Below are 24,094 nucleotides of genomic sequence, written 5' to 3' on the forward strand. Positions count from 1 at the left end.
AAGCGTCGCCGGCGCTGGCGGCGGTGCGCGTCGGCGAGCTTTCGGCAGTGGTGGCGCTGCGCCGCGATCTCGAGACCGCGCCGGGCATGGACTATCCCGGCGAACCCTGGGGCAAGCTCTCCGAAAGCGGCGCGCCGATCGATGGCGGGACATTCGATCTCGCGATTTCGGATGCCGAGGGCCGGTTCAACATCAATGCGGTGCGTTCGGGCGAAGCGGCGTCGCTGATCCTGTTCCAGACCATCGCCAGTGCGGTGGGCGTGCCCGGCGACAAGATCGATCTGGCGGTGCAGCTCGTGCGGCTGCAGGGGCCGGTCACCGATCTCCGGCCACTGACCTTGCTCGGACTGGAGCCGGAAGTGAGTGCGCGGCTCTCACGTCTGATCACCGCGCTGCCGGGCAAGACCACAGTCAATCTCAACGCGGCGGATCAGGAGATGCTGGCCATCCTGTTCAACGATCCGGTCGCGGCGCAGCGGTTGATCGCGGTGCGCAACCGGCGCGGCTATATCACCCCGGCCGATCTCGCCGACCAGAAGGTGACGATCCCCTGGGGCACCTCGTTCCGATCTAACACCTATTGGGTGCGTACCCGCGTCACCATCGGCGGCACGTCGCAACAGGTCGCGACCCTGATGAAGCGGGGCTATGACGGGAACGGCAAGGCGCAGGTGCTGCCGATCGAGCGCTGGCGAAACGCGGCGGTGCCGCCCGATGCGCCGCCGTTCGCGCCGGCGCGCTAGAGCAGGTCGAGCAACGTCTCGGGCGCTTCGGCTTCCTCGAAGGTCGACAGCGTCACGCCGATCAGCCGGATGCCGAGCCGGAGCGGATAGAGGCTGCGGACCAGCGCCAGCGACACCTGATGCAGCGTCTCGCGATCGTTCACCGGACTGCCCAGCGTGCGGCTCCGCGTGACGATCCTGAAATCGGAATAGCGCGCCTTCACCGTCACCGTCCGTCCGCGACCGCCGGTGCGCTCGCACCAGTCCCACACCGAGTCCGCCTGGCGCAGCATAGGCGGCTCGACTTGTTCGGGGGTGGTCAGGTCATGCTCGAAGGTGGTCTCGGAGCCCGAGGATTTGCGGGGCCGGTCCGGCGTGACCGCGCGATTGTCCTCGCCGCGCGAGATCGCGTGATACCAGCCGCCCGACTTGCCGAAATTGGCCTGCAGGAAGCCCAGGTCGCGCTCGCGCAGGTCGGCGCCGGTGTGGATGCCCAGCCGGTTCATCTTCTCGGTCGTGCGCGGGCCGATGCCGTGAAAGCGCGAGACGGGCAGGGTGGCGACGAATCCCGGCCCGGCGGCAGGCGGGATGACGAACTGGCCATTGGGCTTGTTCTGGTCCGACGCCAGCTTGGCGAGGAACTTGTTGTAGGAAATGCCCGCGGATGCGGTGAGCTGCGTGGTTTCGAAAATTCGCGCGCGAATCTCGCTCGCGGTCTCGGTGGCCGAGGGCAGGCCGCGCAGATTTTCGGTCACGTCGAGATAGGCCTCGTCGAGCGACAACGGCTCGACCAGCGGGGTGTAGCTCAGGAATATCTCGCGGATCTGGCGGCTGACCGTGCGATACACGTCGAAGCGGTGCGGCACGAAGATGATGTCCGGGCACCTTCTGAGCGCTGTGACCGAAGGCATCGCCGACCGCACCCCGAACTTGCGCGCCTCATAGCTAGCTGCGGCGACGACACCGCGTCCCGAAGGACTGCCGACCGCCACCGGCTTGCCGCGCAATGACGGATCGTCGCGCTGCTCCACCGAAGCGAAGAAGGCGTCCATATCGACATGGATGATCTTGCGTGTCGTCACTTCGGGCTTCTTAGGGCGAATTCAGCTTCGCCGAAACGGCGCCAGCCCGCTCCCCCACCCGGCCACCCATTCAGAATACGCTGTGGGTGGCCGGGTGGGGGAGCGGGCTGGCGCCGCGACCGGTTCAGCGCCGCTGAACCCAAGAATGTAGGAAAATGGTCGGGAAGAGAGGATTCGAACCTCCGGCCCCTGCCTCCCGAAGACAGTGCTCTACCAGGCTGAGCTACTCCCCGACGGAGTAACGATTCGCGGCCGTTTCAGGCGGCGGACCGTTGCTTGGAGGCGCGCCTATAACGGGGCGTTCGGAGTCGCGCAAGCGTCTCCGTCAGCTTCCGCGCGCGCCCAGCATTTCCGCGATGCTCGTGAACTTCTCGCGCGGGGCACCCTCACGCGCCGCGGCGTTTTCGGCGGCCTCGATCTTCTGCCAGTCGCGGAAGGTCACCACTTCGACGCTGCGCGATTCGAGCAGGGCGTCGAGGGCGGGGCGGCCGGGCTTGCCGGAGCCTTCGCCAATGTCCGCCGCGATCTTCTCGGCGATGGCGAAACCGTCGGGGCGGTTGGTGCCGATGGTGCCGGTCGGTCCGCGCCGCGCCCAGCCGACCGCATAGAGGCCCGGCAGCACGCGGCCCTCGTCATTGGCGAAACGGCCGGCGCGGTCGTCATAGGGGATGCCTTCGATCGGCGGGGTGCGATAGCCGATACAGCTCACCACCAGGCTGGCGGGGATGGCATAGGTCTCGCCGGTGCCATTGGCGCGGCCTTCATTGTCCAGCGCGGTGCGCTCGACGATCACGCGTTCGACCTTGCCATCGCCTTCGATGGCGATGGGCATGGCGAAGAAATCGAAGACGATCCTGACCGGCTTCGCGCCGTCCTCCTCGCGTCCGGCGAAGTCGCGCAGATGGGTGACCGATTTGCGCTGTCCCGGTTCCAGCAGCGCGTCGTCGCTGACCGGTGGGAGGTCAGCGGGATCGACCAGTGGCTGGGCGCGGGTCAAATGGCCCAGCTCGCCCAGTTCCTTCGGCGTCATCGCGATCTGGTGCGGGCCGCGGCGGCCGAGCAGGGTGACGGTGGTGATGCCCGATCCACGCAGAGAGGCGAGGGCGTGGGCGACGATGTCCGATCCGTCGAACTCGGCTTCGGTCTTGGAGAGGATGCGCGCCACATCCAGCGCGACATTGCCGTTGCCGATCACTACCGCGCCGGGGCCGTTCAGCGCCGGGCCGAGCGCCGCGAAATCGGGATGGCCGTTATACCAGCCTACGAATGCCGCCGATCCGACCACGCCGGGCAGGTCCGCGCCCGGGATTTCGAGCGGACGGTCGAGCGGGGCGCCGGTGGCCAGCACCACTGCGTCGTACAGCCCACGCAATTCCTCGATCGAGACGTCGCGACCGACCGACACATTGCCGACGAAGCGCACATTCTCGGTCAGCGCCACCGCTTCGTATCGGCGGGAGACGCCCTTGATCGACTGGTGATCGGGGGCCACGCCGGTCCGGATCAGGCCATAGGGAACGGGCAGCTTGTCGATGATATCGACGCGCACGTCTTCGCCAAAAATCTTCTGACAGGCCTCGGCGGTATAATATCCCGCCGGCCCCGAGCCGATCACCGCGATATGTCGCATACGCTCTCCCGGATCCTTGTTTGCCCAGCCTAGCGCACCGCACGGCCGGGGCAAGCGAAGGATCAGGCGGCGCGCAGGTCGTCGATCAACCGGTCCATGCTGTCGCTGAGCGCGCGGGCGCGGGCGTCGAGCAGGCGGGCAAGGTCGGAGGCACGCGCGGCGATGGCGCGATTCTCGTCCACCGCGTCGCCGATCATACGGCTGCGCGCGTCGGTTTCGGCGACGTCTTCCTTCACCGCTTCCGCCGCGCGGGCGATGGCGGCGAGGGCATGGTGCTGCTGCTCGACCGCGGCCGAGATGGCGATGGTCGACTGGCCGGCGGCGTCCATCCGCTGCGTCGTCACGTCGATGGCCTCGGCAAAGGTATCGGCGGCGCCGGCGATGTGATCGAGCTTTTCGGCGATCTGGATTGTGGCGGTCGCGGTGCGCTGTGCCATCTGCTTCATTTCGTGCGCGACCACGCCGAAGCCGAGACCGGCATCGCCTGCGCGTGCGGCTTCGATGGTGGCGTTGAGCGCGAGCAGGTTGCTCTGCGCGGCGATCGAGGAGACGAGGTCGAGGATGCCGCGGGCGCCTTCGATCTCGCGGGTCAGCACGTTCATGCGCGGTTCGAGCGCGCCGACGGTGATCGCGGTCTCGCCGACCAGCGTGTTGGCGCGACGGACATTGCCGCCCGCTTCGCCCGCCGATTGCGAAAGCTGATCGGCGCTTTCGGCGACTGACACCACGTTGCTGAGCGACTTCTCGCTGGCGCGGCGAAGCGCCTGGGCTTCGCTGAGCAGGCGGGTGGAGACATTCTCCAGCGCATCCTCCTGGCCCGAAAGCGAGGTGGCGGCATTCTGCAATTCGGTTGCGAGCGCGCCGATGCGGCCATGGATGTCGAGCGCGATCGCGCTGCGGCGTTCGCTGGTTGCGTCGGCGAGTGCGGCTTCGGCAGCCTGCCGTTCGCGCAGCCGCTGGTCGCTGAGTGCCTGTGTCCGGCGCAGTTCGTCCAGCACCGCCTGGGTCGCGGCCTGGGCCTGGACGGCTTCGGCGCGCATCGCTTCGGTCGCCTCATGGGCATGCTCGCTGCGATAGATCAGATTGCGCAGGCGATGGGTCATGAAGATCAGGATCGCCGCCTGTCCGCCGACCAGCACGGCATGCAGCAGCACGCGCGCCAGCGAACCCGATCCGGGGAATACCCATTCGGGGACGAGATAGAAGATCATCAGGTGATGCAGCGCGGTCAGCGCGGTGCAGGCGACGATCGGCCGCCAGTCGAGCAGCAGCAACAGCATCGTCATGCACACGAAGAAGTACATGTGCATGTCCATCTGCCAGGTATGCCCTTCGAGCAGACCGACCAGCAGCGCCGGGAATATCGCCGCGGAAACGCCCATCACGATCCGCATCGTCGAATCGGTCCGCTGCTGGATCAGCCCGATCGTCGGCAGCACCAGCGCGGCCAGGCCGACCACCATCGCCACGAACAGATTGTCGTTGCTCTGGCTCATGCCCACCGGGATCATGGCAAGCCAGTTGACCCACATCAGCGCGACGAGCAGGCGCGTGCCGCTGCGTCGATAGGGTGTAAAGGGCGACTCACTGGTCATTGCTTCGCTCGGCTCCCACATCCCGCCGCGGGCGCGGCAATCACGATCCGTCCATCGCCCAGCGCCGCAAGGGCGACGTCGCGCGCAGGTCCTTCCGCCACCAGCGATCCGGACACAGGGCCGCGACCGACGATGCTCAGGCCCTGATCCAGTGCCCATGCAGCGATCTCGGCATCGCTCTCACCGATCGCCGAAACGATCAGCATCCGGCCCTGTACGGGCGGCACGACCGCAACGGCGGTCAGCGCCGAAGCCCCGATCAGGGCTTGCACGACAAAGGCTCCGGAAAATGACACCGAAATGGACATTATCTGCCAATGCCTGCAGCGTGGTGAAGATGGCGTTAAGGCTGGATGCTGGAATATCCACAATTGCCAATTCGTCTCGACCCTTGCGGATCGATCCTGCTAGGGGCGCGGCGTGAGCCTGCCCTTCGATCCCTTCGCACCCTTGCCCGTCGCTTTCGGCATGACGCCGATCGAGCTTTTTGCGGCCACGCTGGGCCTGATCAATGTGGCACTCGTGGTGCGGCGAAGCATCTGGAACTACCCGTTCGGGCTGGCGATGGTCGCGCTCTATGGCTGGGTGTTCCTCGACGCGAAGCTCTACAGCGATGCGCTGCTCCAGATCTTCTTCTTCGTCGTCCAATTCTATGGCTGGTGGAACTGGAACCGTTCGCGCGCCGATGCCGGCGAGGTGCTGGTCAGCCCGCTCGGCACTGCCCGGTTCGCCACCTGGATCACCGGCGCATTGGTCGCAACGGCCTGCTGGGGTGCGGTGATGCATTATTGGACCGACGCGCATTTCCCCTGGTGGGATGGCGCGATCGCCATGTTCAGCATCGCCGCGCAGATCCTCCAGTCGCGCCGCAATCTGGAAAGCTGGATCCTGTGGATCGCCGTGGACCTGATGGCGATCCCGCTGTTCGCGCTGAAGGGATTGTGGCCGACCGCAATACTCTACGTAGTGTTCCTGATCCTCTCGATCATCGGCTTGATCGAGTGGCGCCGCGCCGCCAGTAAGGCCGCATGATCCCGCGCACCATCTGCCTCCACGGACCCGAAAGCACCGGAAAATCGACCATCGCCCCGCGGCTGGCGGAGCGGTTCGGCGGCATGATGGTGGACGAATATGGCCGCGAATATGCCGAGGCGCGCGGCATCGACTTCACGATGCAGGACCTGCTCGAGATTGCGAAGATCCATGATGCCGGCACCCAGATGCTGCTGGTCGAGGGGATCGAGCCGCTGATCCTCGACACCGATCCGCTGATGACCGCGGTGTGGGCCGACATGCTGTTCGGCACCCGCGATCCGTGGTTCGACAAATGGGACGGGGTCGCCGACCTCTATCTGCTGTTCGACATAGACCTGCCCTGGATCGAGGACGGCACGCGCATGTTCGGCACCGCCGAGGCGCGTCAGAAATTCTTCGATCTGTCGAAAGCCGAGCTGGAACGCCGCGGCGTGCCGTGGGTGCTGATCGGGGGCGAGGGCGAGGCTCGATACGAAGCCGCCGTGGCTGCGATCGAAGCGGCGGGGCTGGGGGCCTGACGCCTCCGCCCCGCCGGATCGCGTCTTAGTACTCGCCCGGCGGCAGACCGCCCAGCTGCTGCACCAGCTTGATGTACGCATCGAGATAGGCGAGCACGATCACCTGGCCGATCTCGGTATTCTGGTAGCTGGCGGCACCCGCGGCGCCGAAGCCGCCCCACCAGCCCGCGCCGCCGCCGGCACCCCAGCCGATATCGGTCTTCTTGTAATAGCCTTCGGTCACATATTCCTCGGTGGTGCGGGTATCGACCATCGAGAGGGTGACGTTGGCTTCCTTCTTCTTGACGTTGATTCCGCCAACCAGCGCGCCCGCGCGGCCGCCGATCAGGCCGCCGACGATGCCGCCGACATTGACGCCGCCCGCATTGCGGTTGCCCGAGACGATGTCGGGCTCGAGCAGGTAATCGGCCGCGCGCACCTGGCCGCCGCCCATGTTCGATCCGCGCTGAAGCTCGCCCTGTTCGGCCAGCGCGCGTTCCATCGCGCGGCTGTTCATCGCGCGGCCGCGATTGACGAGGGTGAAGCAGCCCGATTGCTGCACGAACACCTTCAGGATCGCTTCGGGGCTGCCGAGGTTCATCTCGCGCCACCACTGGTTTTCGGGGGGCACCATGGCGATGGTGCCGAGCGGACGGGCGCAGCGCGGAATCTCGCGCGTGCCGCGTTCCTGCGCCTTTCGGCCCGAGGTCTTGCCCTTGCTCTGCGCCATGGCGGGCGCTGCGGTGACGGAAAAGGCGGCAATAGCTGCGACGGCCAGGATCAACTTACGCATCGACGAATCTCCTCCTGCATTCCCCTCCGCGCTCCGGCAGTCTGGGGGCCAGTGACGCGGGCGGGGCGAGCGTAGCAGAGAGGATCGTGCGGGGGTAGCTTTCAGGGCAGTTTCGCGCGGACCGATTTGCCGCCCTTGATCGTCCAGATGTCGCCGAAATCCTCATGGACCAGATCGGCCGGCCGCTCGCCGCCGAGCTGCTCGACGATATCGGGCACGGTGTTGCTGTGACCGACCACCAGCACCGGTCCGCCCTCGGCCTTCAGCCGCGCCACCAGCGCGGGCGTGTCGCGTGGATCGTAAAGGGTGAGGGCGATGCCGCGCTCGGCCGCCAGCGGACCCGCGGTCTGGCGCGTGCGCTTGAAATCGCTGACATAGATGGCGGTCAGCGGCTTGCCCTCGAACCAGCCGACCAGCGCCTGTGCGGTCTGCTGACCCTCCGGCGTCAGGTCCGGATCGCGCTCGCCCGCGGGCGTGTTGAGGTGGCGCATGACATAGACGGTATCGGGGACGGCGCTCGGCCCCGCACCCGCAATCACCGCGTTGGCGCCGAGCGCGCAGAGCATCGCCGCCAGCATTATCCTTACGATCGGCATCATTCTCTCCTCGATGTCGCTGCCTCGAGCCGCAAACCGGGTTGCGATGACTCGCCATTCGGGGCCTGTTGCAACCGCGCGAGCCTGACCGCCCGGTCCGGATGTCCGTGCGATCCATCGGCGGAATATGTCCGGATCGCGCGTTCCAGCGGCCCAGGACCCGCGACGGCAGCAGCGTAGCAATCGGCAAGAAGCTCGGAATTCCGTCGCGCCTCTACCACCAGGTTATGCGCCATGAACAGCCGCCCGCACGCCGCAGCCGGGATCAGCAGCGCTGTCAGCAGATGCCATTGGTGAAAGCCGGGCTGAGACGTCAGGATTGCAATGCGTTCAATCGTGACGACGATTATGAGCGTCGCGAGGGATCGCAGAAGCAATCGACCCGACCGGTCCGCGTCGCCGCAAAGATAAGCGTCATTTTGTTGGCCATGGGCGAACTCATGCCCCAGAACGGCAGTCGCCACCGGGCGGTCGGCCGCGATCAGGCCGAGGAAGCCGCGGGGCACGAGCAGGTGCGATTGGTCAGGGTCGGCGGGATCGGGCGCCATCGCGGGGGTCAGCCCGTTGTTCGTGCGGTCCAGCCAGATCGACGGGAGCTTCGCCGGCAAGCCAAGAGCATTTGCGCGAGCGACCAACTGCGCCAGCATATCCCCCAGCGTTGGAAGCCTGGCCGGATCGATCGAAACGATTGCGTCCGTTTGACGCTGCCGATCGAGCATCCGTTGCTGCTGGGTAAAGGCGATCCGGATCGCGATCCCGAATAACGCGAGCGCGAAGGAGGTGCCGATCAATACGCTCAACGGATCGGACTCGGCGAGCGATGGTGTCGGGGGGATCGGCGTGAATTCATCGAACGGGTACTGATCGTGATCCCGATCCCAGAAGGCGCGCAGCGCGTAGCTGGCCAGCGATGGCAGCGTGGCCGCGCCGAGTATGAATGCCGCCAGTCGCAGCGTGCCGGTCGGTCTGCGCTGGTCCGGGCGGAGCAGCTGGAAGAGCATGATGTAACAAACGCCTTCGGCGACTCCCGACCCAAGAGCCGCGAGCAAACCCGTTTCCGCACCCATCACGAGCAGGATGGCGAGTCCGACGAACGGCAAAATCAGAGTGGAGACCAACGTGTCGATCTCGGATTCCAGCCGCCCGCGCAACCGCACTGCCGTGTCGAGAGCAACGGGAAACTCGGCAAGGTAGCGTGAAGCGAACCGGGCCGAAGTCTCCGGCATATCGTTCATCAATCCTGGGTGGCCGAAATGAGGTCATCGATGAACTTGAGGGAGAGCTGGTCGGACAATTTTGCGCTCAGGCCCGCTTCCCGCATCTGTTGCGCCCAGGCCTTGCGAAGCTCGACCTTATCCACCTTTTCGGGTTTGGATCCCTTGTTGATCCAGCCGAACGTGTTCAACAGCCCGACGACGGAAGTAATGATCCCAAGATAGGCCGCGGTAGTTTTCGCTATTTCGTGGATCGTCCCGAGATAGCCGAATTGCATCGACGCCGAATTTTCCTCGTTTTCGAGAGGTCGCCGCTCAAGGCATTCGGAAAGGAAAAGCGGACCCTCGAGGTCATAGAGCGGAAGTTGATCGGGTAATTCGGCCTCGACCATGTCGCGCAACAATTTTTCGATCTTTGTCCGGTCCACACCAGCCCCCAACGGATATGCTGCCAGCCAGCATAGAATAGTGCCTTCGTGCGGTCATATGCAAAGTCACGCGTCGTATCGCGGGATTTATGGGCCGACGGATATCGCAACTTCGGCAAAGCCACCCCTTCGCATCGTGCCGTTGCCCTGCTAACGCCCGCCGATCATGGCAACCGACCTCTCCCTCATCCGCAATTTCTCGATCATCGCGCATATCGACCATGGCAAGTCGACCCTGGCGGATCGCCTTATCCAGACCACCGGGGGCCTGCAGGCTCGCGAAATGTCGGCCCAGCTGCTCGACAATATGGATATCGAGAAGGAACGCGGCATCACCATCAAGGCGCAGACCGTGCGCCTGAACTGGAAGGGGCATGTCCTCAACCTGATGGACACGCCCGGGCACGTCGACTTCGCGTACGAAGTGAGCCGCTCGCTTGCCGCCTGCGAAGGCGCGCTGCTGGTGGTCGACGCGGCGCAGGGCGTCGAGGCGCAGACGCTGGCCAATGTCTATCAGTCGATCGAGCATGATCACGAGATCATCCCGGTCATCAACAAGATCGATCTGCCGAGCGCCGAACCCGAAAAGGTGCGCAACGAGATCGAGGAGATCATCGGCATCGACGCGTCGAATGCGGTGCTCTCCAGCGCCAAGTCGGGCATCGGCATCGAGGATATCCTCGACGCGGTGGTCGAGCGGATTCCCGCGCCCAAGGGCGACAAGGATGCCCCGCTCAAGGCGATGCTGGTCGACAGCTGGTACGATCCGTATCTGGGCGTCGTGATCCTGGTCCGCGTGATCGACGGCACGATCAAGAAGGGTCAGCAGATCAAATTCATGGCCGCGGGCACCACCCACCTGATCGATCGCGTCGGCGCCTTCACGCCGAAGATCGAGCAGCTTCCGGATCTCGGCCCCGGCGAGATCGGCTTCATCACCGCACAGATCAAGGAAGTGGCGCAGGCGCGCGTCGGCGACACGCTGACCGACGCCAAGCGCCCCGCGCTCGAAGCATTGCCGGGCTTCAAGGAAGTCCAGCCGGTGGTGTTCTGCGGCCTGTTCCCGGTCGACGCCAACGACTTCGAAAAGCTCCGCGAGAGCATCTCGAAGCTGCGGCTCAACGACGCCAGCTTCTCGTTCGAGATGGAGACGTCGGCGGCTCTGGGCTTCGGCTTCCGCTGCGGCTTCCTCGGCCTGCTGCATCTGGAGATCATCCAGGAGCGGCTGATCCGCGAATACGACCTCGATCTCATCACCACCGCGCCCTCGGTGGTGTATCAGATCGAGCTGACGCACGGCGCCGGCCATGTCGAACTGCACAATCCGGCCGACATGCCCGAGCCGAACAAGATCGAGAGCATCGCCGAACCGTGGATACAGGCGGTGATCTACACCCCCGACGAGTATCTCGGTTCGATCCTCAAGCTGTGCCAGGATCGCCGCGGCATCCAGAAGAACCTGACCTATGTCGGCGGCCGCGCGCAGGTGACCTACGAACTGCCGCTCAACGAAGTCGTGTTCGACTTCTACGACCGGCTGAAGTCGCTGTCGAAGGGCTATGCCAGCTTCGACTATGAGCAGATCGGCTATCGCGAAGGCGATCTGGTCAAGATGGGCATCCTGGTCAACGAGGAGCCGGTCGACGCGCTCAGCATGATCGTCCACCGCGCCACCGCCGAAGTGCGCGGCCGCGGCATGGTCGAGCGGCTGAAGGAACTGATCCCGAGGCACCTGTTCAAGATCCCGATCCAGGCAGCGATCGGCGGCAAGGTGATCGCGCGCGAGACGATCAGCGCGATGCGCAAGGACGTGACCGCGAAATGCTATGGCGGCGACGCCACGCGCAAGCGCAAGCTTCTGGAAAAGCAGAAGAAGGGCAAGGCGAAGATGCGCGAATACGGATCGGTGCAGATCCCGCAGGAGGCGTTTATCGCGGCGCTTCGGATGGGCGAGGAATAACCGTCCGCGTCAGTCCACATTCCAGCCGAAGATACGCCGCGTCTTCAGCAGGTCATTGTACGCCCGGTCGATCATCGGCAGCAGCTTGTCCATATCGCTCTTCCGATCCTGCGAAAGCGTCGCGTATCCCCTTGAAGAGCGGAAGCGGTTGGCTCGGATGGAGAGCGCCTTCGCGCGTTCGTAGCAGGGCCGATTGACGTCGGAGATGCGCGCCCGGTCGCCGGGGCCGCCGTTCGCCCCGACATTCGCCAGCACCCGTGCATGGGCGGCATGGCAATCGACGACCGGGTCCCAGTCGCGCAGGATACGGTCGAATTCTGAGACTGCATTGTCGGCCAGTTCGGCCCGCGCGGCCGCATCCTTCTCGCGGTTCACCTGCGCCAGCAGGTCGGGCCGGTTGCGCGCCGCCAGGAAGCGGTCGCTCGCCTGATTGCGGTCGTCGCGCAAAATGGCGAGGTGAATCGCGTCGGCGGTGGCGGTCTGCCCCATTGCGTCATGGGCGCGGACCATCCCGATCCGCGGATAGGGCTCGTTCCGGTCGAGCTGCCATGCGCGCTCATAGGCGGGTAGCGCGGCGGCGGGATTGCCGGCTGCCAGCTGGATATTGCCGCGTACGATATAAGCGTCGCGATTGCCCGGCTCCCTGGCGATCGCGGCGGACAGGTCGGCAAGCGCCGGGGCATATTTCCCGTCATTGCCCAGCACCGTGGCGCGCATCACATAATAGCGTGCATTGCCCGGTTCGGCGGCGATGGCCATGCCATATTCGCTCGCGGCCCCGGCCTTGTCGTTCAGCCGCTCCAGCCAGATCGCGCGGATATGATAGGGCACGGGATCGCGCGGATTGGCGCGCATCGCCTGCGTCGCATCGTCCCACGACAACGGCCCCAGCGCCTCGACATTGAGGTTCGCCAGCCCGCGTGCGCGCAGCAGCCGCGCGCGCATGTTGGCGGGCTCGGTCAGCAACACGCGACTTGCGAGATAGACCGCCCGGATGCGTCCTGGCCGGCCGGCGGCGCGCATGTCGATCCCGTCTGCTTCGGCCAGCATCTCCGCAACGCTGAGTGGTTTGAGCTTCGCCGCACGCGCGGCGGAGGTCTGTCCGCCGTCCTTCAGGTCGGCGATGCGGATGCGCCGCATCTGGGCGTGACGGCTGAGGTTCGCATCGTTCTGCTCGATCTTCAGGAAGACCTCGAGCGTGGCGAGATGGTTCGGATCGCATTGCAGCGCGATGGTCAGCTCGCGATAGCCGCCATAGGAACCCGATCCGCGGTCCCATTCGCGATAACCGCTCTGCGCGCGCGATGCCGCCGTGCCGCGGCAACCATTATAGACGCCGTCCCGGAACATCCGCGTCGAATAGGCATAGGCATTGCCGGGGGTAATCTCGACCGCCTTCTCGAAATCCGCCTTCGCTTCCGCCTTATGCCCCAGCATCGCATGGCATTCGGCGCGCTTGATGTACATGTCGCCGCTCTCTAGCACGACGGGTCCGGCGATGGCGAGATCGAGGAACTTCACACAGGTGGCGTATTCGCCCGCAAAATAGGCGTTCAGCCCGCCGCGATAGGTGTACATGTTGACGCCGGGATAAGCCTCGACCGCGCGGGCATAGTAGGGCAGCGCGAGCCGCTCATAGCCTTCTTCGGCGAGGAGTTCGGCGATGCTGAAATTGGCGACGCCTTCGTTGGGAAGGAAATCGAGCACGTCCAGATAGGTGCGTTCGGTGGCGCCGCCCGAGCGCGACTGGCGGCCGACCAGATATAGCACGGTGCGGTCGTCGGGGCGCAGCATCTGCGCAAGCTGGATTTGCTCGAAGCTTTCGCGGGTATAGCCGGTCGAGGCCTTCGCCTTGGCGACTTTGTCGGCGACCATCCCGGTGACGGCGGGGGCGATCCGGTCGGGGCTAAGCGAAGCCGGAGTGGCGACCTGCGCCGTCGCGGTGGCGACGGTAAGCATCGTCGCCGCAATTGCCGCGCCTATCAGTCGAACCATGCCCACGTTCCCGCATGCGTCCCACGCCGGGCAATGGAATCCCGCCGGCATTTCTACGCCATTTACCGTTTCTAAGCCGGTCGTGGGCAATGTGACCCCCCAATTGAGGTATCGGGGGAGACGCGCATTGGATCGGCTGCCGCTGATCGCACCGGAGCCGCCGCGGCTCAGCGAACTGCAGGACGAACTCCGCGCGATCGAGCAGCGGGGTCTTTATTCGAACGGCGGACCGGTGGTGCGCGGGTTCGAGAGCGATCTGCTTGACGGCATGTTCGGCGGGCAGGGCGATTGCCTGGCCGTGGGCAATGCCACGCTGGGGCTGATGCTGGCGATCCGTCAGGCGGCGGGGCCGCGCAGCGGGCGCGGCATGTTCGCGCTGATGCCGGGCTTCACCTTTGCCGCGACCGCGCACGCCGCCGAATGGGCCGGGCTGACTCCGCTGATCTGCGACGTGGACCCCGGTGACTGGGCGGCGGCGGAAGCAGCCGAAGCAGCGGCGTTCGCGCGCTATGGCGACAAGATCGCGGTGGTGGTGCCCTATGCGACCTTCGGCGCGGCGATCGATCTGGAGCGGTATCGCAGTTACACCAAGTTCGGGACCGGCGTGGTGGTCGATGCGGCGGCGTCGCTCGGTGCGCTCGATGCGCAGGGCAAGGCATTCGGCGCAGGCGCACCCTTCGCCATCGTCTATTCGATGCACGCGACCAAGGTGTTCGCCACGGCCGAGGGCGGGGTGATCCATTCGGGCGATGCCGGGCTGATCGAGCAGCTTCGCCGCATGACCAATTTCGGGTTCGCCGGCGGACGTTCGGCCGAGGGACCGGGCTTCAACGCCAAGCTGCCCGAAGTGCTGGGCGTGCTGGCGGCGGAGAAGCTGAAGACCATCGAGGCGGTGGCCGAACATCGCGCCGCGCTGGACCGCGTCTATCGCGAGCGTTTGGGTAGCTTTGCGTCGGAACATGGCTTCGAATTCCAGGTCCAGCATGGCCGCCGTCAGGCGGTGCAGTGCCAGTCGATCCTGTTGCCGCGCCAGTTTGCGGGCCATCGCAAGGCGATCATGGCCGCGCTGGCCGAGCAGGGGATCGGCACGGGACAATATTTCAGCCCGCATCTGGGCGAGCAGCCCTGGTTCCGCGCCAATGCGGTGATCGATCCGCTGCCGGTGTGCGACGATATCTCCGCGCGCATCCTGTCGCTGCCGGTGACGGATGGCATGACCGAAGCCGATGTCGACCGCGTGTGCGTCGCGCTGATGGACGCCTGCGCACGCCTCGGCCGCGACAGCGTGAGCCGCGAGCGGCGCGGCAGCTTCGTCCACGACGTGCTGATCGTCGGCGGCGGCCCGGCCGGCACCGCGCTGCTGACCGCCGCGACCAAGCGCGACCGGCTGGTCGAACTGGCCGAAGGCGGTCTGGCGGTGGTCGAGCGCGACGCCGTGCTCGGGCGTGGGGCGATCGGCAATTATGCGATCACCTCGGACAGCACGGCCGAGACCTTCCTCACCGCGGTTAAGGACAATGTGCATGGCGATGTCGCGGCGGTCGAAACCCATCTGAGCGGGCAGGAGATCGCGCTGCACAAGGGCGGGAAGATCGGTGTCCCGCTGGCGCGCACCACGCCCTTCCTCGAAGCGACCGGCGTGCGGCTGGGCGAGATCGTGGCGGAGAATGGCGGCTATGTCGCGACGCGCAGCGAGGTGGTCGAGGCGCGGCGGCAGGCCGACGGGCTATGGGCAGCGCGGGTGCGCAACCTCTCGACCGGACAGGAGCGCGTGATGCGCACCGCCAGCATCGTCATCGCCACCGGCGGATACCAGTCGCGCGAGCATATCGAGGCCGAGCAGGTCGCTGGCACGACGCTGGGCGAGCTGGCCGGGCGACGGCTGATGCTCGGCGACGATTTCCTCGCCATCGGCGGCGTGGACCGGCTGCGCGAACGGATCGCCGACAATCGGAGCCCTCGCATCGCAATCATCGGCGGATCGACCAGCGCGATGGCGGCGGCGGCGCTGATCCTCAAGGCTTCGCCCGCGCTGGAACTCGGGGCAGGGGCGCTGTTGCTCTACCATCGCCGTCCGCTGCGGCCCTTCTACCATTCGGTCGAGGCGGCGTGGGACGATGGCTTCACCGATTTCGGGCCGGACGATGTCTGTCCGGTCAGCGGCTTCGTCTATCGCCTTGCCGGGTTCCGGCTGGAGGCGCGCGAGCTGATCCTGCGCATGCTGGCGGTCGGCGGACGCGCGCCCGATCCGCGCATGGCACTGCGCCAGATTGGCGGGAACGAGGAGGATATCCGCGCCGAGATCGCCGGCGCCGATGTTGTGATCGGCGCGCTGGGCTATCGGCCGCGCGCGCTGCCCTTGTTCGATGCGGCGGGTGAGCGGATCGCGTTGATGGCCGATGCGCCGGGCCGTCCGCGGCTGGTGGACCAGCAATGCCGCGTGCTCGATGCGGAGGGACGTCCGGTCCCCGGCGTCTATGGCATCGGCCTCGCCTCGGGCCATGTGCCGGACGGCAAATTGGGCGGCGAGAGCAGCTTCAGCGGCAAGGCCAATGGCCTGTGGCTGTGGCAGAACGATATCGGCCTGATGATCGTCGATCAGCTGCTGGAGCGCAGCGACGCGCGCAAGGTCGCGTGATGCCCGCGGTCTCGGTGATCATGGCGGTGTATAACGGTGCCGCGTTGCTGCCCGAGACGATTGCGAGCCTGCACGCGCAGAGCTTCACCGACTGGGAACTGATCGCGGTCGACGATTGCTCGAAGGACGAGTCCGTCGCGGTACTGGAAAGCTATGCCGACCCGCGCATCCGCGTGATCCGCGCCGCGACCAATGGCGGCCCGGTCGTCGCCCGCAACCTGGCCTTTGCCGAGGCGCGCGGGCGCTATTGCGCGGCGCTCGATCAGGACGATATCAGCCTGCCGGATCGTTTTGCGAAGCAGGTCGCCTTTCTCGACGCGCATCCCGATACGGTGCTGGTCAGCACTGCCACCAACTTCCTTCAGGACGGCGAGATCTCGCCCGGCAACTGGCCGCGGCCGATGACGCCCGAACTGATCGACTGGCTGATGCTGGTGCAGAACCCGATCGCCTGGTCGTCGGTCATGTTCCGCACCGATGCCGCGCGGCGCCTGACGCCGTTCGAACGGCCCAAGATGCGTTATGTCGAGGATTTCGACTTCTATCACCGCATCCGCGCGTTCGGCCGGCTGGCGCAGATCGACGAGGTGCTGCTGCACTATCGCATTCATGCCGGCGGCGCTTCGAACATGTTCAACGCGACGATGCGCGATCACGCCCGCAAATTGCTGCGCGAGCGCCACCGCGAATGGCTGGGCGAGGATGCTCCGGATTTCACCGCGCTGCTGGTCGAGCATGTGATGGCACGCGAGCCGGTGCCCGATGGCGAAACGCTGGAGCGGCTGTTCGAGGGGATCGCGATGTTGCGCGCCGCGTTCGAGGTGCGCTTCAAGCCTGATCGCCGCACCGCGGTGCTGGTCGATCGCGAGATTTCGCGCCTGTGGTGGCGCCTGTGCCGGGCCGGGGTGCGCTCGGGCCGGATCGCACTGCATCAGGCAGTCGCTCGCTGGCCCGAAGGCGTGTCGAAGCGTGAGGGAAGCGTAACCGATCTGGCGGTCAGCCAGGTGATCGGCGGGATGCGCGCGGTGAAGCGCGGCTTGGCCGGCTGAACAAAAAGCGCAAAAAATGAGGGGCGACGACCCGAAGATCGCCGCCCCTCACAGGCTCATATTTTGGTTGTTTTAGAACTTCAGGCGGACACCCATGGTGAAGGCCCGGCCGATCGGATCGTAGACCGTCGGGAAGGTGTTGCCGCTGTTGAACGACGTACCGCCGACGTTCGCGCCGACCAGCGGCGGAGCAACGTCGAAGATATTGTCCACGGTGAGCGTGAGCTGGAGGTTGTCCAGCACGTCATAGCGGACGGTGACGTCGAAATAGTCGTACGCCTTGATCTTCTCGTACGCGTCGAGAACCGTCGTCGGGTTCGGACCACCCGGCTGCGGCGTGATCAGCGGCGTGAGCGCGGTCGCAAGGAACGGCTCCAGCTTGACGCTCGAAATGTGCGTCCACAGCAGAGAGACGTCCAGAGCGCCGGTCGAGTAGGTCATGCGGCCGTTCCACTTCCACTCGGGACGCGGATTGGTGCAGTTCGTCGAATAGTAGCCGGTGCAATCGCGGTTGATCGAGTTCGGCGTCGCCTGGAAGTGATAGTAATCCAGCCAGGTGACGTTGAGGCCGAAGTCGAACTTGCCGAAATCGGTGGGCAGCGAATAGTTCATGCCCACATCAACGCCCGCGGTCTTCAGCAGGCCCAGGTTCGAGCCGCCGAGGATCACGCCCGGCGTGTCGCCCGCACCGTTGAGGCTGCCGTTCAGCGGGTTGCGGCCGATCAGCGCGCAGAAACCGTTGTACGAGAGCGTCGGGTTGAGCGCCGTCGAGTAGCAGCCGTTCAGGATGTCGCCCTGAGCCGGGTTGCTGATCGCGTCCTTGATGGTGATGTTGAAGTAATCGACCGTCAGCGAGAAGCGCGGCAGGAAGCTCGGCGTGAAGACACCGCCCAGCGTGTAGGTGCTGGCCTTTTCGACGTTCAGGTTCGGGTTGCCCGAAGTCGTCACGTTGATCTGCGACGACGAAGGCTGGGTGATCGAACCGATCGAGCCCGAAGGCGCGCCGGTTGCGATACAAAGCGCGGTCAGTGCCGAGTTTCCGACAGGGGCGGCGCCGGCGCAAGGATCGACCGCGAGGTTGCCGAGGCCCTGCACCTGACCCTGGTACAGTTCCTGGATGTTCGGCGAGCGGACCGCGACCTGATACATGCCGCGGAACTTGAAGCCCTGAACAGGCTCCCAGCTGCCGCCGGCCTTCCAGGTGGTGCTGGCGCCGGTCGTCGAATAATCCGAGTAGCGGATGCCTGCTTCCGCGGTCAGACGGTAGAAGCCGGGCACGTCCTCGACCAGCGGGACGATGATTTCGCCATAGACTTCCTTGACGCTGTAGCCGCCGATGTCGGGCGGAGTACGCGCGCCGGTGCCCAGCACTTCGCCCTGGATCTGGCTCGGGCCGTCCGGAAGGCTCTCGGAGAAGATGTCACGCGATTCGAAGCCGACGGCGAAACCGATCGGAGCGACGGCGAACGGCGAGTGCGCGCCGAACAGATCGCCCGAGATGGTGCCGCTGACGACGGTCTGGTCGGTCTTGCGCTGGATGCGGGCATCCAGATCGATGAAGCCGAGCATCGCCGACGTGATCGAGCCCTGCGAGCCGAACAGGTTCAGCGGGACGCAGCCGTTCGACGTGTCGGTGCAGACCGCGGTGCCGGTGCCGTTGCGATAGGCGCGAAGGGCCTGCTGGACCTTCGAGAACGAGCCCCAGTTTTCACGCGACTGGTTCTGGTTGGTTTCGCCATATTGCGCGTACAGATCGAACTTGATGCTGTCCGTGATGTTGCCGCGGATACCCGCAACCACCTGGAACTGCGTCGATTCCACCGGGTTGCCGCGCGGGCCGTATTCGGTGAAGCGGCGCTGTGCGATGACCGGGATTTCGCGATAGCCTGCGGTACCCGGGCCACCCTGAACGGCGGCGGCGGCGGCGCAATCGGCCGGCGAGATCGGCTGGATGCCGGCCACGGCGGTGTTGGTGTCATAGGCCGCGCACAGCTGGTTGCGGGCGGCAACCGGCAGATACGGGTTGTTCAGCGACAGCTGATAGGTGTTGGTGAAGGTCGCCGACGAGGCGAGCTGCAGCGTCACCTTCGAACGGGTGAACATGCCGCTGGTATAGACTTCGATGTCGTCGGTGACGTCGTAGTGCGCCGTTGCGTAGATGTTGTAGCGCTCGATCGGCGTCTGGAAATAGGTGCCGATATTGGTGTTGAAGGTGTTGACCGCAGTCGCAGCTTCGAATGCACCGGTGGTCGGATTGATCACTGCGCCGATCGACGAGCTCGGGAAGCCGAAATTGGTCACGCCGGGCGAGGTGAAGATCGTCGGCACCGCCGCGGTCGAACCGCTGAACAGGCCGGTCTGCGAGCTGATCGGGATCTGCGAGATCGCGCGCTGGGTGTGCAGCAGCGGATCGGCGCGGAGATAGCCGATGCTCAGCGTCGCGTTACCGCGATCGTCCATGAAGTTGCCGCCAACGGTCAGGTCGGCGCTGTAGCGTGCCGCATCGCCTTCGCCCGAGATGCGATAGCTCGCATTCAGGTCCATGCCGCTGAAATCGCGACGGGTGATGAAGTTGATCACGCCCGCGACCGCGTCCGCGCCGTAAACCGACGAAGCGCCGCCGGTGACGACATCGACGCGCTGGACCAGCGCGACGGGGATGACGTTGGTGTCGGTCACGCCGTCGAGGCCGAACGGAACGATGCGGCGGCCGTCGAGCAGCACCAGCGTGCGGTTTTCACCGACGCCGCGCAGGTTGACCGTGGCCGAGCCGTTCGAGCCGTTGTTGACGCCCGGGCCAAGCGCCGGACGGACCGAGGGAAGATCGCGCAGCAGCTCTTCGACGGTGCCGGGCTGGCGCATCGCGATTTCGTCTTCGCTGATCAGCTTGACCGGGCTGGCGGTCTCGAGATCCGGGCGCTGAATGCGCGATCCGGTAACGACCAGTTCCTCTTCAGCAGGCGCGGCTTCCTGTGCCCAGGCAGGTGCCGCTGCGGCAGCCGCAGACAGCAACAGGGTCGACGCCAACAGGCGCCGGCGAACCAACTTCCTCATACTCATAGCCCCCTATATCGCGCCGTTTCAGGCGCTTGTGCTTAGACGACCGAAGTCGCCATCGAGGGAGATTGAGGGGCCGGGAACCGCCTACCTATACGTAAATTCACCTACGCAATGCATTTCGGATGAAATGTTGCGGCAATGTCACAGAAACATAGCGGACACATTAGCGGCCGGGCGGATTGAAACCCTGATCGGCCGCGAAGGCCATTGCGAGATGGTCTGCGACCAGGCTGGTGGCGGGCATCCGGCGGGTTGGGGCATGGGTGGAAAGCCATATCGTGCGACGTGGCGGCACTGCGCCGGGATCGGCCGGGATCAGCGATGGTTCGCGATCCGCGAGAAAGCTGGGCAGCAGCGCGATGCCCAGACCCGCGCGCGCGGCGGCAAGCTGGCTCGGCAAATCCGAGGTGCGGAACTGGAAGGGGCGGTATCCCGCATAATCCGCCAGCCAGCGTTGCTGGGCGAGACGGGTATATTCACCCTCATAGCCGATAAAGGTCCAATTCTCGCGCGGCTGTGCAACGACTTCCGCTACGGCATACAAGGCGAAGGTGATCGCGCCGAGCCGCCGCAACAGATGTGCGGGCTGTTCGGGGCGGATCATCCGGATGGACAGGTCGGCATGTTGCGGGGCCTCGGTCTCGACGCCGCCGATCGTGCTGACGATGATTTCCAGCTCGGGATGGGCCTCGCGCAATTCGGCCAGGCGCGGGATGATGAAATTGCCCAGCAGGGTGGGCGGGCCCGCGACGGTGACCTTGCCGCCGATCCCTTGCGCGGTCGCGCTGCGCTCGCGGATTTCCTCCACGATATCCGCCATTTGATCGGCCAGCCGGGCGATCGCGGAACCGTCGCCGGTCAGCGTCGCGCCGGGGCTGTTACGGTCGATCAGCGATAGTTTCAGCGCCTCTTCGAGCGCCAAGACGCGGCGTCCGACAGTGGTGTGGCTCAACCCCAGATTCTGCGCCGCCGCGGTCAGCGATCCGGCGTTTGCGAGCGCGGAAAAGATGCGGATGTCCTGCCAATCGATCATTTGTGCATATTTGCACGAATTTACCAAGATTGCAGTGCAAAATTGAACATCAAATTCTTGATCTGGATCAATCAATCTTGCGCGATAGGCGATGTTCGCCATGTTTCGATGATTCGCGTTTCGCGGGCAGCCGCAGCGATCTCGGGCGCCTCACGTGCGCGCCTTGCGACACCGCTATATCTGCTTCATGATCCAGCCGGGGGCAGCGGTGATTCCGGTGCAGTTTGGGCGGGGGCCCGTGTTCGAGTGGAGGGTGGCTTGAACTTGATTCCGGACGTCGCGCTGGCGGAGAATACCAGTCAGCGCCTGCCGTGCGTCGTCGTGCTCGATGGATCGACGTCGATGGCAGATGGCGATGCGATCGGCGCACTCAACGAAGGTCTGAAGCTGCTCGAGGCCGATCTGAAGGCCGATGACGTCGCGCGTCAGCGCGTGCGCATCCTTGTGTTGCGCGTGGGCGCGCCCAACGATGTCGAGGTGGTTACCGACTGGGTCGATGCGATCGAGTTCGAAGCGCCCGAGATCGAAGCCAATGGCACGACGCCGCTGGGCGCCGGTGTCCGCCGCGCGCTGGACGAGATCGAGACCGAGAAGCTGCGCTATCGCGACCATGGCATTCCATACAACCGTCCGTGGCTGTTCGTACTGACCGATGGCGAACCGACCGATCGCGACTGGGAAGATGCCGCCGACGAATGCCGCCGCGCCGAGGAAAGCGGCCGCGTGTCGGTGTTCTGCGTCGGCGTGGGCAATGCCAATATGACCAAGCTCGCCCGCTTCTCGCCGCGCCAGCCGCTGGCGCTGAAGGGGCTGGCGTTCCGCGAATTCTTCCTGTGGCTCAGCCGCAGCGCGCGCGCCGGATCCAAGTCGGCGCCCAGCGAGAATATCCAGATGGCGGCGCCGTCCGACTGGGCAGTCGTGCCGGGACGCGCGGGATAATGAGTGCGGCGCCATGGCGCGTCGCTGCTGCCTCGGTCACCGGGGCCTATCATGCGTTCCGGGGCGACGCGTGCCAGGATCGCTATCGCCTGGAAGTGACTGCCGGCGGCGTGCTGATCGCGACGGTTTCCGATGGCGCAGGATCGGCTCGGTTCGGCGGCGAGGGCGCCGCGATGGTATGCGAGCATGTGACCTCGGCGCTGAAGCGCGCCATCGGCCGCGTCCGGCCGCGGCCTTCGCGCACATTGCTGCTGAAATGCTGCCGGGCCGTGCGAAGCGGGATTGAAGCTGCGCGCGCGCAGGCGCTGGCGGATTTGCCGCCGGATGCAGGGTTGTACGATTATCACGCGACACTGGTCGGCGCGGTGGTGATGCCGGGTAGCGGCGGCGTGTTCTTCCATATCGGGGATGGCGCGGCGCTGGCGGTGGCGGCCGACAAGGGCCGCTGGGTGATGTCCGAACCCAGCAACGGCGAATATTCGTACGAAACCTATTTCTTCACCGAAGGCGATTGGCGGCGCAACCTGCGCTTCAAGCTGGTCGAGCCGGGCTTCGACACGATTTTCCTGATGTCGGACGGCGTCACCGATGTCGGGCTGAAGAACCACAGCTCCGGCCCGGAGCCCTATATGCCGTTCTTCGAGCCGATCGGCCGGTTTCTGGCCGGGGCGGGCCGCGAGGAAGGCGAAAAGGCGCTGAGCGCCACGCTCGACAGCGAAGCCGTGCGCGAAAAGACCAATGACGACAAGACGCTCGTCTGGGCACAGGCCGCGCGATGATCGAGGTCTATCTTGGCCGCGGCGCGAAGAAGAAGCCGCTCACGCTCGGCAGGATGCTGGGCGAGGGGGCCGCGGGCAAGGTCTATACGATCAACGGGCTGTCGGGTTCTGCGGCAAAGCTCTATCACGATGCGGCCGAAGCCAAGCGCTATGAGCCGAAGATCGAGGCGATGATCGCGGCCCCGCCCGATCTGCCCCCGGCCGAGCATCAGGGCGGCCATTATCCGCAGATCTCATGGCCCGAGGCCAAGCTCTATGACGTGAAGGGCAGCTTTGTCGGCTTCCTGATGCCGGAGATCGATTTCGGCCGCTCGACCAGTCTGGTGAATTTGCTCCAGAAGAGCAGCCGCCGGATCGAGAAGCTGTCCGACTATTATGGTTATCGCGTGCTGGTGGCGCGCAATCTGGCGTCGGTCTTTGCCGAGCTGCACCGCGCCGGTCACCATATGATCGACATGAAGCCGGCCAATCTGCGCTTCTATCCCACGGTCAGCTGGATGGCGGTGGTCGATACCGACGGGTTCAGCATTCAGGGCAAGACCGGGCGCATCGCCGCCGACGTGCTGTCCGACGAATATATCGCACCCGAAAGCTGGAAACGGCCCGCGAAGGAACTGGGCGAGGCGCAGGATCTGTTCGCGCTGGCGGTGATCATCTTCCAGCTGCTCAACAATGGCGTGCATCCCTTTGCCGGGTCGGCGGGCGGGACGAACCAGGCGACCGACCTGCAGGCGCGCATCCTCGAGGGGCTCTATCCCTATGCGTTGCGGCCCAAGGCGGGTCTCAGCCCCAGTGCGGCCAGCATCCACCGCATGTTCCGCCGGGGCACGCGCGTGCTGTTCGACATGGCGTTTCAGGGTCGCGGCGCACGGCCGAGCGCCGAGGAGTGGCGCGATCATCTCGACGTGCTGATGGGCCAGATGACGCCCTGTTCGGCCAAGCCGGAGGAGCATGTCCATTTCGGCGCGGGCTGCGGCTTTTGCGGCCATGAGGCGCGCGTGGCGGCGGCCAAGGCGCGTCCCGCCGTCAAGCGCACGCCGCCGCGCCCC

The 24,094-nt window shown here is 65.5% G+C and carries 20 protein-coding genes and 1 tRNA gene; 9 read left to right on the top strand and 12 right to left on the bottom strand.

The annotated features are described in order from the left end of the window. The coding region (locus tag P1X14_RS16965) for a type II secretion system protein GspK (RefSeq protein ID WP_277316593.1) at positions 1-743 on the top strand (743 nt) is incomplete at its 5' end. Here P1X14_RS16965 and dinB read toward each other — a convergent pair. The 5 genes from dinB to P1X14_RS16990 all read right to left on the bottom strand — a co-directional run bounded on the left by dinB (position 740) and on the right by P1X14_RS16990 (position 5,301). Further along, on the bottom strand, positions 740-1,804 hold the full coding sequence (dinB, locus tag P1X14_RS16970; protein ID WP_277316594.1) for a DNA polymerase IV: 1,065 nt from the start codon (positions 1,802-1,804) through the stop codon (positions 740-742). The two genes, P1X14_RS16965 and dinB, sit on opposite strands and share 4 nt — an antisense overlap. A gap of 156 nt (positions 1,805-1,960) precedes the next feature. Further along, positions 1,961-2,037: transfer RNA gene (locus tag P1X14_RS16975), tRNA-Pro, on the bottom strand. 92 nt (positions 2,038-2,129) lie between these two features. Further along, on the bottom strand, positions 2,130-3,434 hold the full coding sequence (locus tag P1X14_RS16980) for an FAD-dependent oxidoreductase (RefSeq protein WP_277316595.1): 1,305 nt from the start codon (positions 3,432-3,434) through the stop codon (positions 2,130-2,132). Positions 3,435-3,496: 62 nt separating this feature from the next. After that, positions 3,497-5,029 carry a methyl-accepting chemotaxis protein gene (locus P1X14_RS16985; protein ID WP_277316596.1) on the bottom strand — a complete coding sequence of 511 codons (1,533 nt, stop codon included), beginning with the start codon at positions 5,027-5,029 and terminating at the stop codon, positions 3,497-3,499. Then, on the bottom strand, positions 5,026-5,301 hold the full coding sequence (locus tag P1X14_RS16990) for a hypothetical protein (RefSeq protein ID WP_277316597.1): 276 nt from the start codon (positions 5,299-5,301) through the stop codon (positions 5,026-5,028). Before P1X14_RS16990 ends, P1X14_RS16985 begins: the two co-directional genes overlap by 4 nt. 196 nt (positions 5,302-5,497) lie before the next feature. On the opposite strand from P1X14_RS16990, the gene pnuC reads away from it, so the two are divergent. Both pnuC and P1X14_RS17000 read left to right on the top strand, forming a co-directional pair. Then, a complete protein-coding gene (gene pnuC / locus P1X14_RS16995) occupies positions 5,498-6,061 on the top strand; it encodes a nicotinamide riboside transporter PnuC (protein ID WP_277316613.1) in 564 nt (187 codons plus the stop codon). Further along, positions 6,058-6,582 carry an AAA family ATPase gene (locus P1X14_RS17000; protein WP_277316598.1) on the top strand — a complete coding sequence of 175 codons (525 nt, stop codon included), beginning with the start codon at positions 6,058-6,060 and terminating at the stop codon, positions 6,580-6,582. The genes pnuC and P1X14_RS17000 overlap by 4 nt, the downstream gene beginning before the upstream one ends. Before the next feature lie 25 nt (positions 6,583-6,607). Here the strand turns inward: P1X14_RS17000 and P1X14_RS17005 are convergent, their stop codons facing one another. From P1X14_RS17005 to P1X14_RS17020, 4 genes are all read right to left on the bottom strand, one after another. Beyond that, entirely contained in the window at positions 6,608-7,354 is a 747-nt protein-coding gene (locus P1X14_RS17005; RefSeq protein WP_277316599.1) for a CsgG/HfaB family protein, read from the bottom strand. Positions 7,355-7,455: 101 nt separating this feature from the next. Then, positions 7,456-7,950 (bottom strand): phosphoglycerate mutase family protein, encoded by a 495-nt coding sequence (locus tag P1X14_RS17010; RefSeq protein ID WP_277316600.1) that lies wholly within the window; start codon positions 7,948-7,950, stop codon positions 7,456-7,458. Beyond that, positions 7,950-9,185 carry a M48 family metalloprotease gene (locus P1X14_RS17015; protein ID WP_277316601.1) on the bottom strand — a complete coding sequence of 412 codons (1,236 nt, stop codon included), beginning with the start codon at positions 9,183-9,185 and terminating at the stop codon, positions 7,950-7,952. Before P1X14_RS17015 ends, P1X14_RS17010 begins: the two co-directional genes overlap by 1 nt. After that, positions 9,185-9,592 (bottom strand): hypothetical protein, encoded by a 408-nt coding sequence (locus P1X14_RS17020; RefSeq protein WP_277316602.1) that lies wholly within the window; start codon positions 9,590-9,592, stop codon positions 9,185-9,187. The genes P1X14_RS17015 and P1X14_RS17020 overlap by 1 nt, the downstream gene beginning before the upstream one ends. A gap of 166 nt (positions 9,593-9,758) precedes the next feature. Here P1X14_RS17020 and lepA point away from each other — a divergent pair, with 166 nt between their 5' ends. Then, complete coding sequence (gene lepA / locus P1X14_RS17025) at positions 9,759-11,552, top strand: translation elongation factor 4 (RefSeq protein WP_277316603.1); 1,794 nt, start codon at positions 9,759-9,761, stop codon at positions 11,550-11,552. A 9-nt stretch (positions 11,553-11,561) separates the two neighbouring features. Here lepA and P1X14_RS17030 read toward each other — a convergent pair whose 3' ends face one another. Continuing rightward, positions 11,562-13,547: a tetratricopeptide repeat protein gene (locus tag P1X14_RS17030; RefSeq protein WP_277316604.1), complete on the bottom strand. Its 1,986-nt coding sequence runs from the start codon at positions 13,545-13,547 to the stop codon at positions 11,562-11,564. Positions 13,548-13,674: 127 nt separating this feature from the next. Between P1X14_RS17030 and P1X14_RS17035 the strand changes: the two genes are divergently transcribed. Together P1X14_RS17035 and P1X14_RS17040 are read left to right on the top strand one after the other, a co-directional pair. Continuing rightward, positions 13,675-16,185, top strand: coding sequence for a DegT/DnrJ/EryC1/StrS family aminotransferase (locus tag P1X14_RS17035; RefSeq protein ID WP_277316606.1), 2,511 nt, complete (start codon positions 13,675-13,677; stop codon positions 16,183-16,185). Then, positions 16,185-17,234, top strand: a complete 1,050-nt coding sequence (locus P1X14_RS17040) for a glycosyltransferase (protein ID WP_277316607.1) — start codon at positions 16,185-16,187, stop codon at positions 17,232-17,234. Before P1X14_RS17035 ends, P1X14_RS17040 begins: the two co-directional genes overlap by 1 nt. A 72-nt stretch (positions 17,235-17,306) precedes the next feature. Here the strand turns inward: P1X14_RS17040 and P1X14_RS17045 are convergent, their stop codons facing one another. Both P1X14_RS17045 and P1X14_RS17050 read right to left on the bottom strand, forming a co-directional pair. Further along, entirely contained in the window at positions 17,307-20,288 is a 2,982-nt protein-coding gene (locus tag P1X14_RS17045; protein WP_277316608.1) for a TonB-dependent receptor, read from the bottom strand. A 169-nt stretch (positions 20,289-20,457) separates the two neighbouring features. Further along, on the bottom strand, positions 20,458-21,327 hold the full coding sequence (locus P1X14_RS17050; RefSeq protein WP_277316609.1) for a LysR family transcriptional regulator: 870 nt from the start codon (positions 21,325-21,327) through the stop codon (positions 20,458-20,460). A gap of 258 nt (positions 21,328-21,585) precedes the next feature. Here P1X14_RS17050 and P1X14_RS17055 point away from each other — a divergent pair, with 258 nt between their 5' ends. From P1X14_RS17055 to P1X14_RS17065, 3 genes are all read left to right on the top strand, one after another. After that, on the top strand, positions 21,586-22,266 hold the full coding sequence (locus P1X14_RS17055; RefSeq protein WP_277316610.1) for a VWA domain-containing protein: 681 nt from the start codon (positions 21,586-21,588) through the stop codon (positions 22,264-22,266). Continuing rightward, positions 22,266-23,045 carry a PP2C family serine/threonine-protein phosphatase gene (locus tag P1X14_RS17060; protein ID WP_277316611.1) on the top strand — a complete coding sequence of 260 codons (780 nt, stop codon included), beginning with the start codon at positions 22,266-22,268 and terminating at the stop codon, positions 23,043-23,045. Before P1X14_RS17055 ends, P1X14_RS17060 begins: the two co-directional genes overlap by 1 nt. Next, positions 23,042-24,094, top strand: a 1,053-nt coding sequence (locus P1X14_RS17065; RefSeq protein ID WP_277316612.1) for a hypothetical protein, incomplete at its 3' end; no start/stop codon positions are given. The genes P1X14_RS17060 and P1X14_RS17065, both read left to right, overlap by 4 nt.

Origin of the sequence: Sphingomonas sp. AOB5 (assembly GCF_029433115.1) — a bacterium.
Taxonomy (GTDB): Bacteria; Pseudomonadota; Alphaproteobacteria; order Sphingomonadales; family Sphingomonadaceae; genus Sphingomonas.

Excerpts from the sequence above, each read along its gene's own strand:
- lepA (WP_277316603.1), top strand. The coding sequence starts at position 9,759 with ATGGCAACCGACCTCTCCCTCATCCGCAATTTCTCGATCATCGCGCAT.
- P1X14_RS16980 (WP_277316595.1), bottom strand. The coding sequence starts at position 3,434 with ATGCGACATATCGCGGTGATCGGCTCGGGGCCGGCGGGATATTATACC.
- P1X14_RS17030 (WP_277316604.1), bottom strand. The coding sequence starts at position 13,547 with ATGGTTCGACTGATAGGCGCGGCAATTGCGGCGACGATGCTTACCGTC.
- pnuC (WP_277316613.1), top strand. The coding sequence starts at position 5,498 with ATGACGCCGATCGAGCTTTTTGCGGCCACGCTGGGCCTGATCAATGTG.
- P1X14_RS17015 (WP_277316601.1), bottom strand. The coding sequence starts at position 9,185 with ATGAACGATATGCCGGAGACTTCGGCCCGGTTCGCTTCACGCTACCTT.
- P1X14_RS17045 (WP_277316608.1), bottom strand. The coding sequence starts at position 20,288 with ATGAGGAAGTTGGTTCGCCGGCGCCTGTTGGCGTCGACCCTGTTGCTG.
- P1X14_RS17050 (WP_277316609.1), bottom strand. The coding sequence starts at position 21,327 with ATGATCGATTGGCAGGACATCCGCATCTTTTCCGCGCTCGCAAACGCC.
- P1X14_RS17000 (WP_277316598.1), top strand. The coding sequence starts at position 6,058 with ATGATCCCGCGCACCATCTGCCTCCACGGACCCGAAAGCACCGGAAAA.
- P1X14_RS17010 (WP_277316600.1), bottom strand. The coding sequence starts at position 7,950 with ATGCCGATCGTAAGGATAATGCTGGCGGCGATGCTCTGCGCGCTCGGC.
- P1X14_RS17060 (WP_277316611.1), top strand. The coding sequence starts at position 22,266 with ATGAGTGCGGCGCCATGGCGCGTCGCTGCTGCCTCGGTCACCGGGGCC.
- P1X14_RS16985 (WP_277316596.1), bottom strand. The coding sequence starts at position 5,029 with ATGACCAGTGAGTCGCCCTTTACACCCTATCGACGCAGCGGCACGCGC.
- P1X14_RS17005 (WP_277316599.1), bottom strand. The coding sequence starts at position 7,354 with ATGCGTAAGTTGATCCTGGCCGTCGCAGCTATTGCCGCCTTTTCCGTC.
- P1X14_RS17040 (WP_277316607.1), top strand. The coding sequence starts at position 16,185 with ATGCCCGCGGTCTCGGTGATCATGGCGGTGTATAACGGTGCCGCGTTG.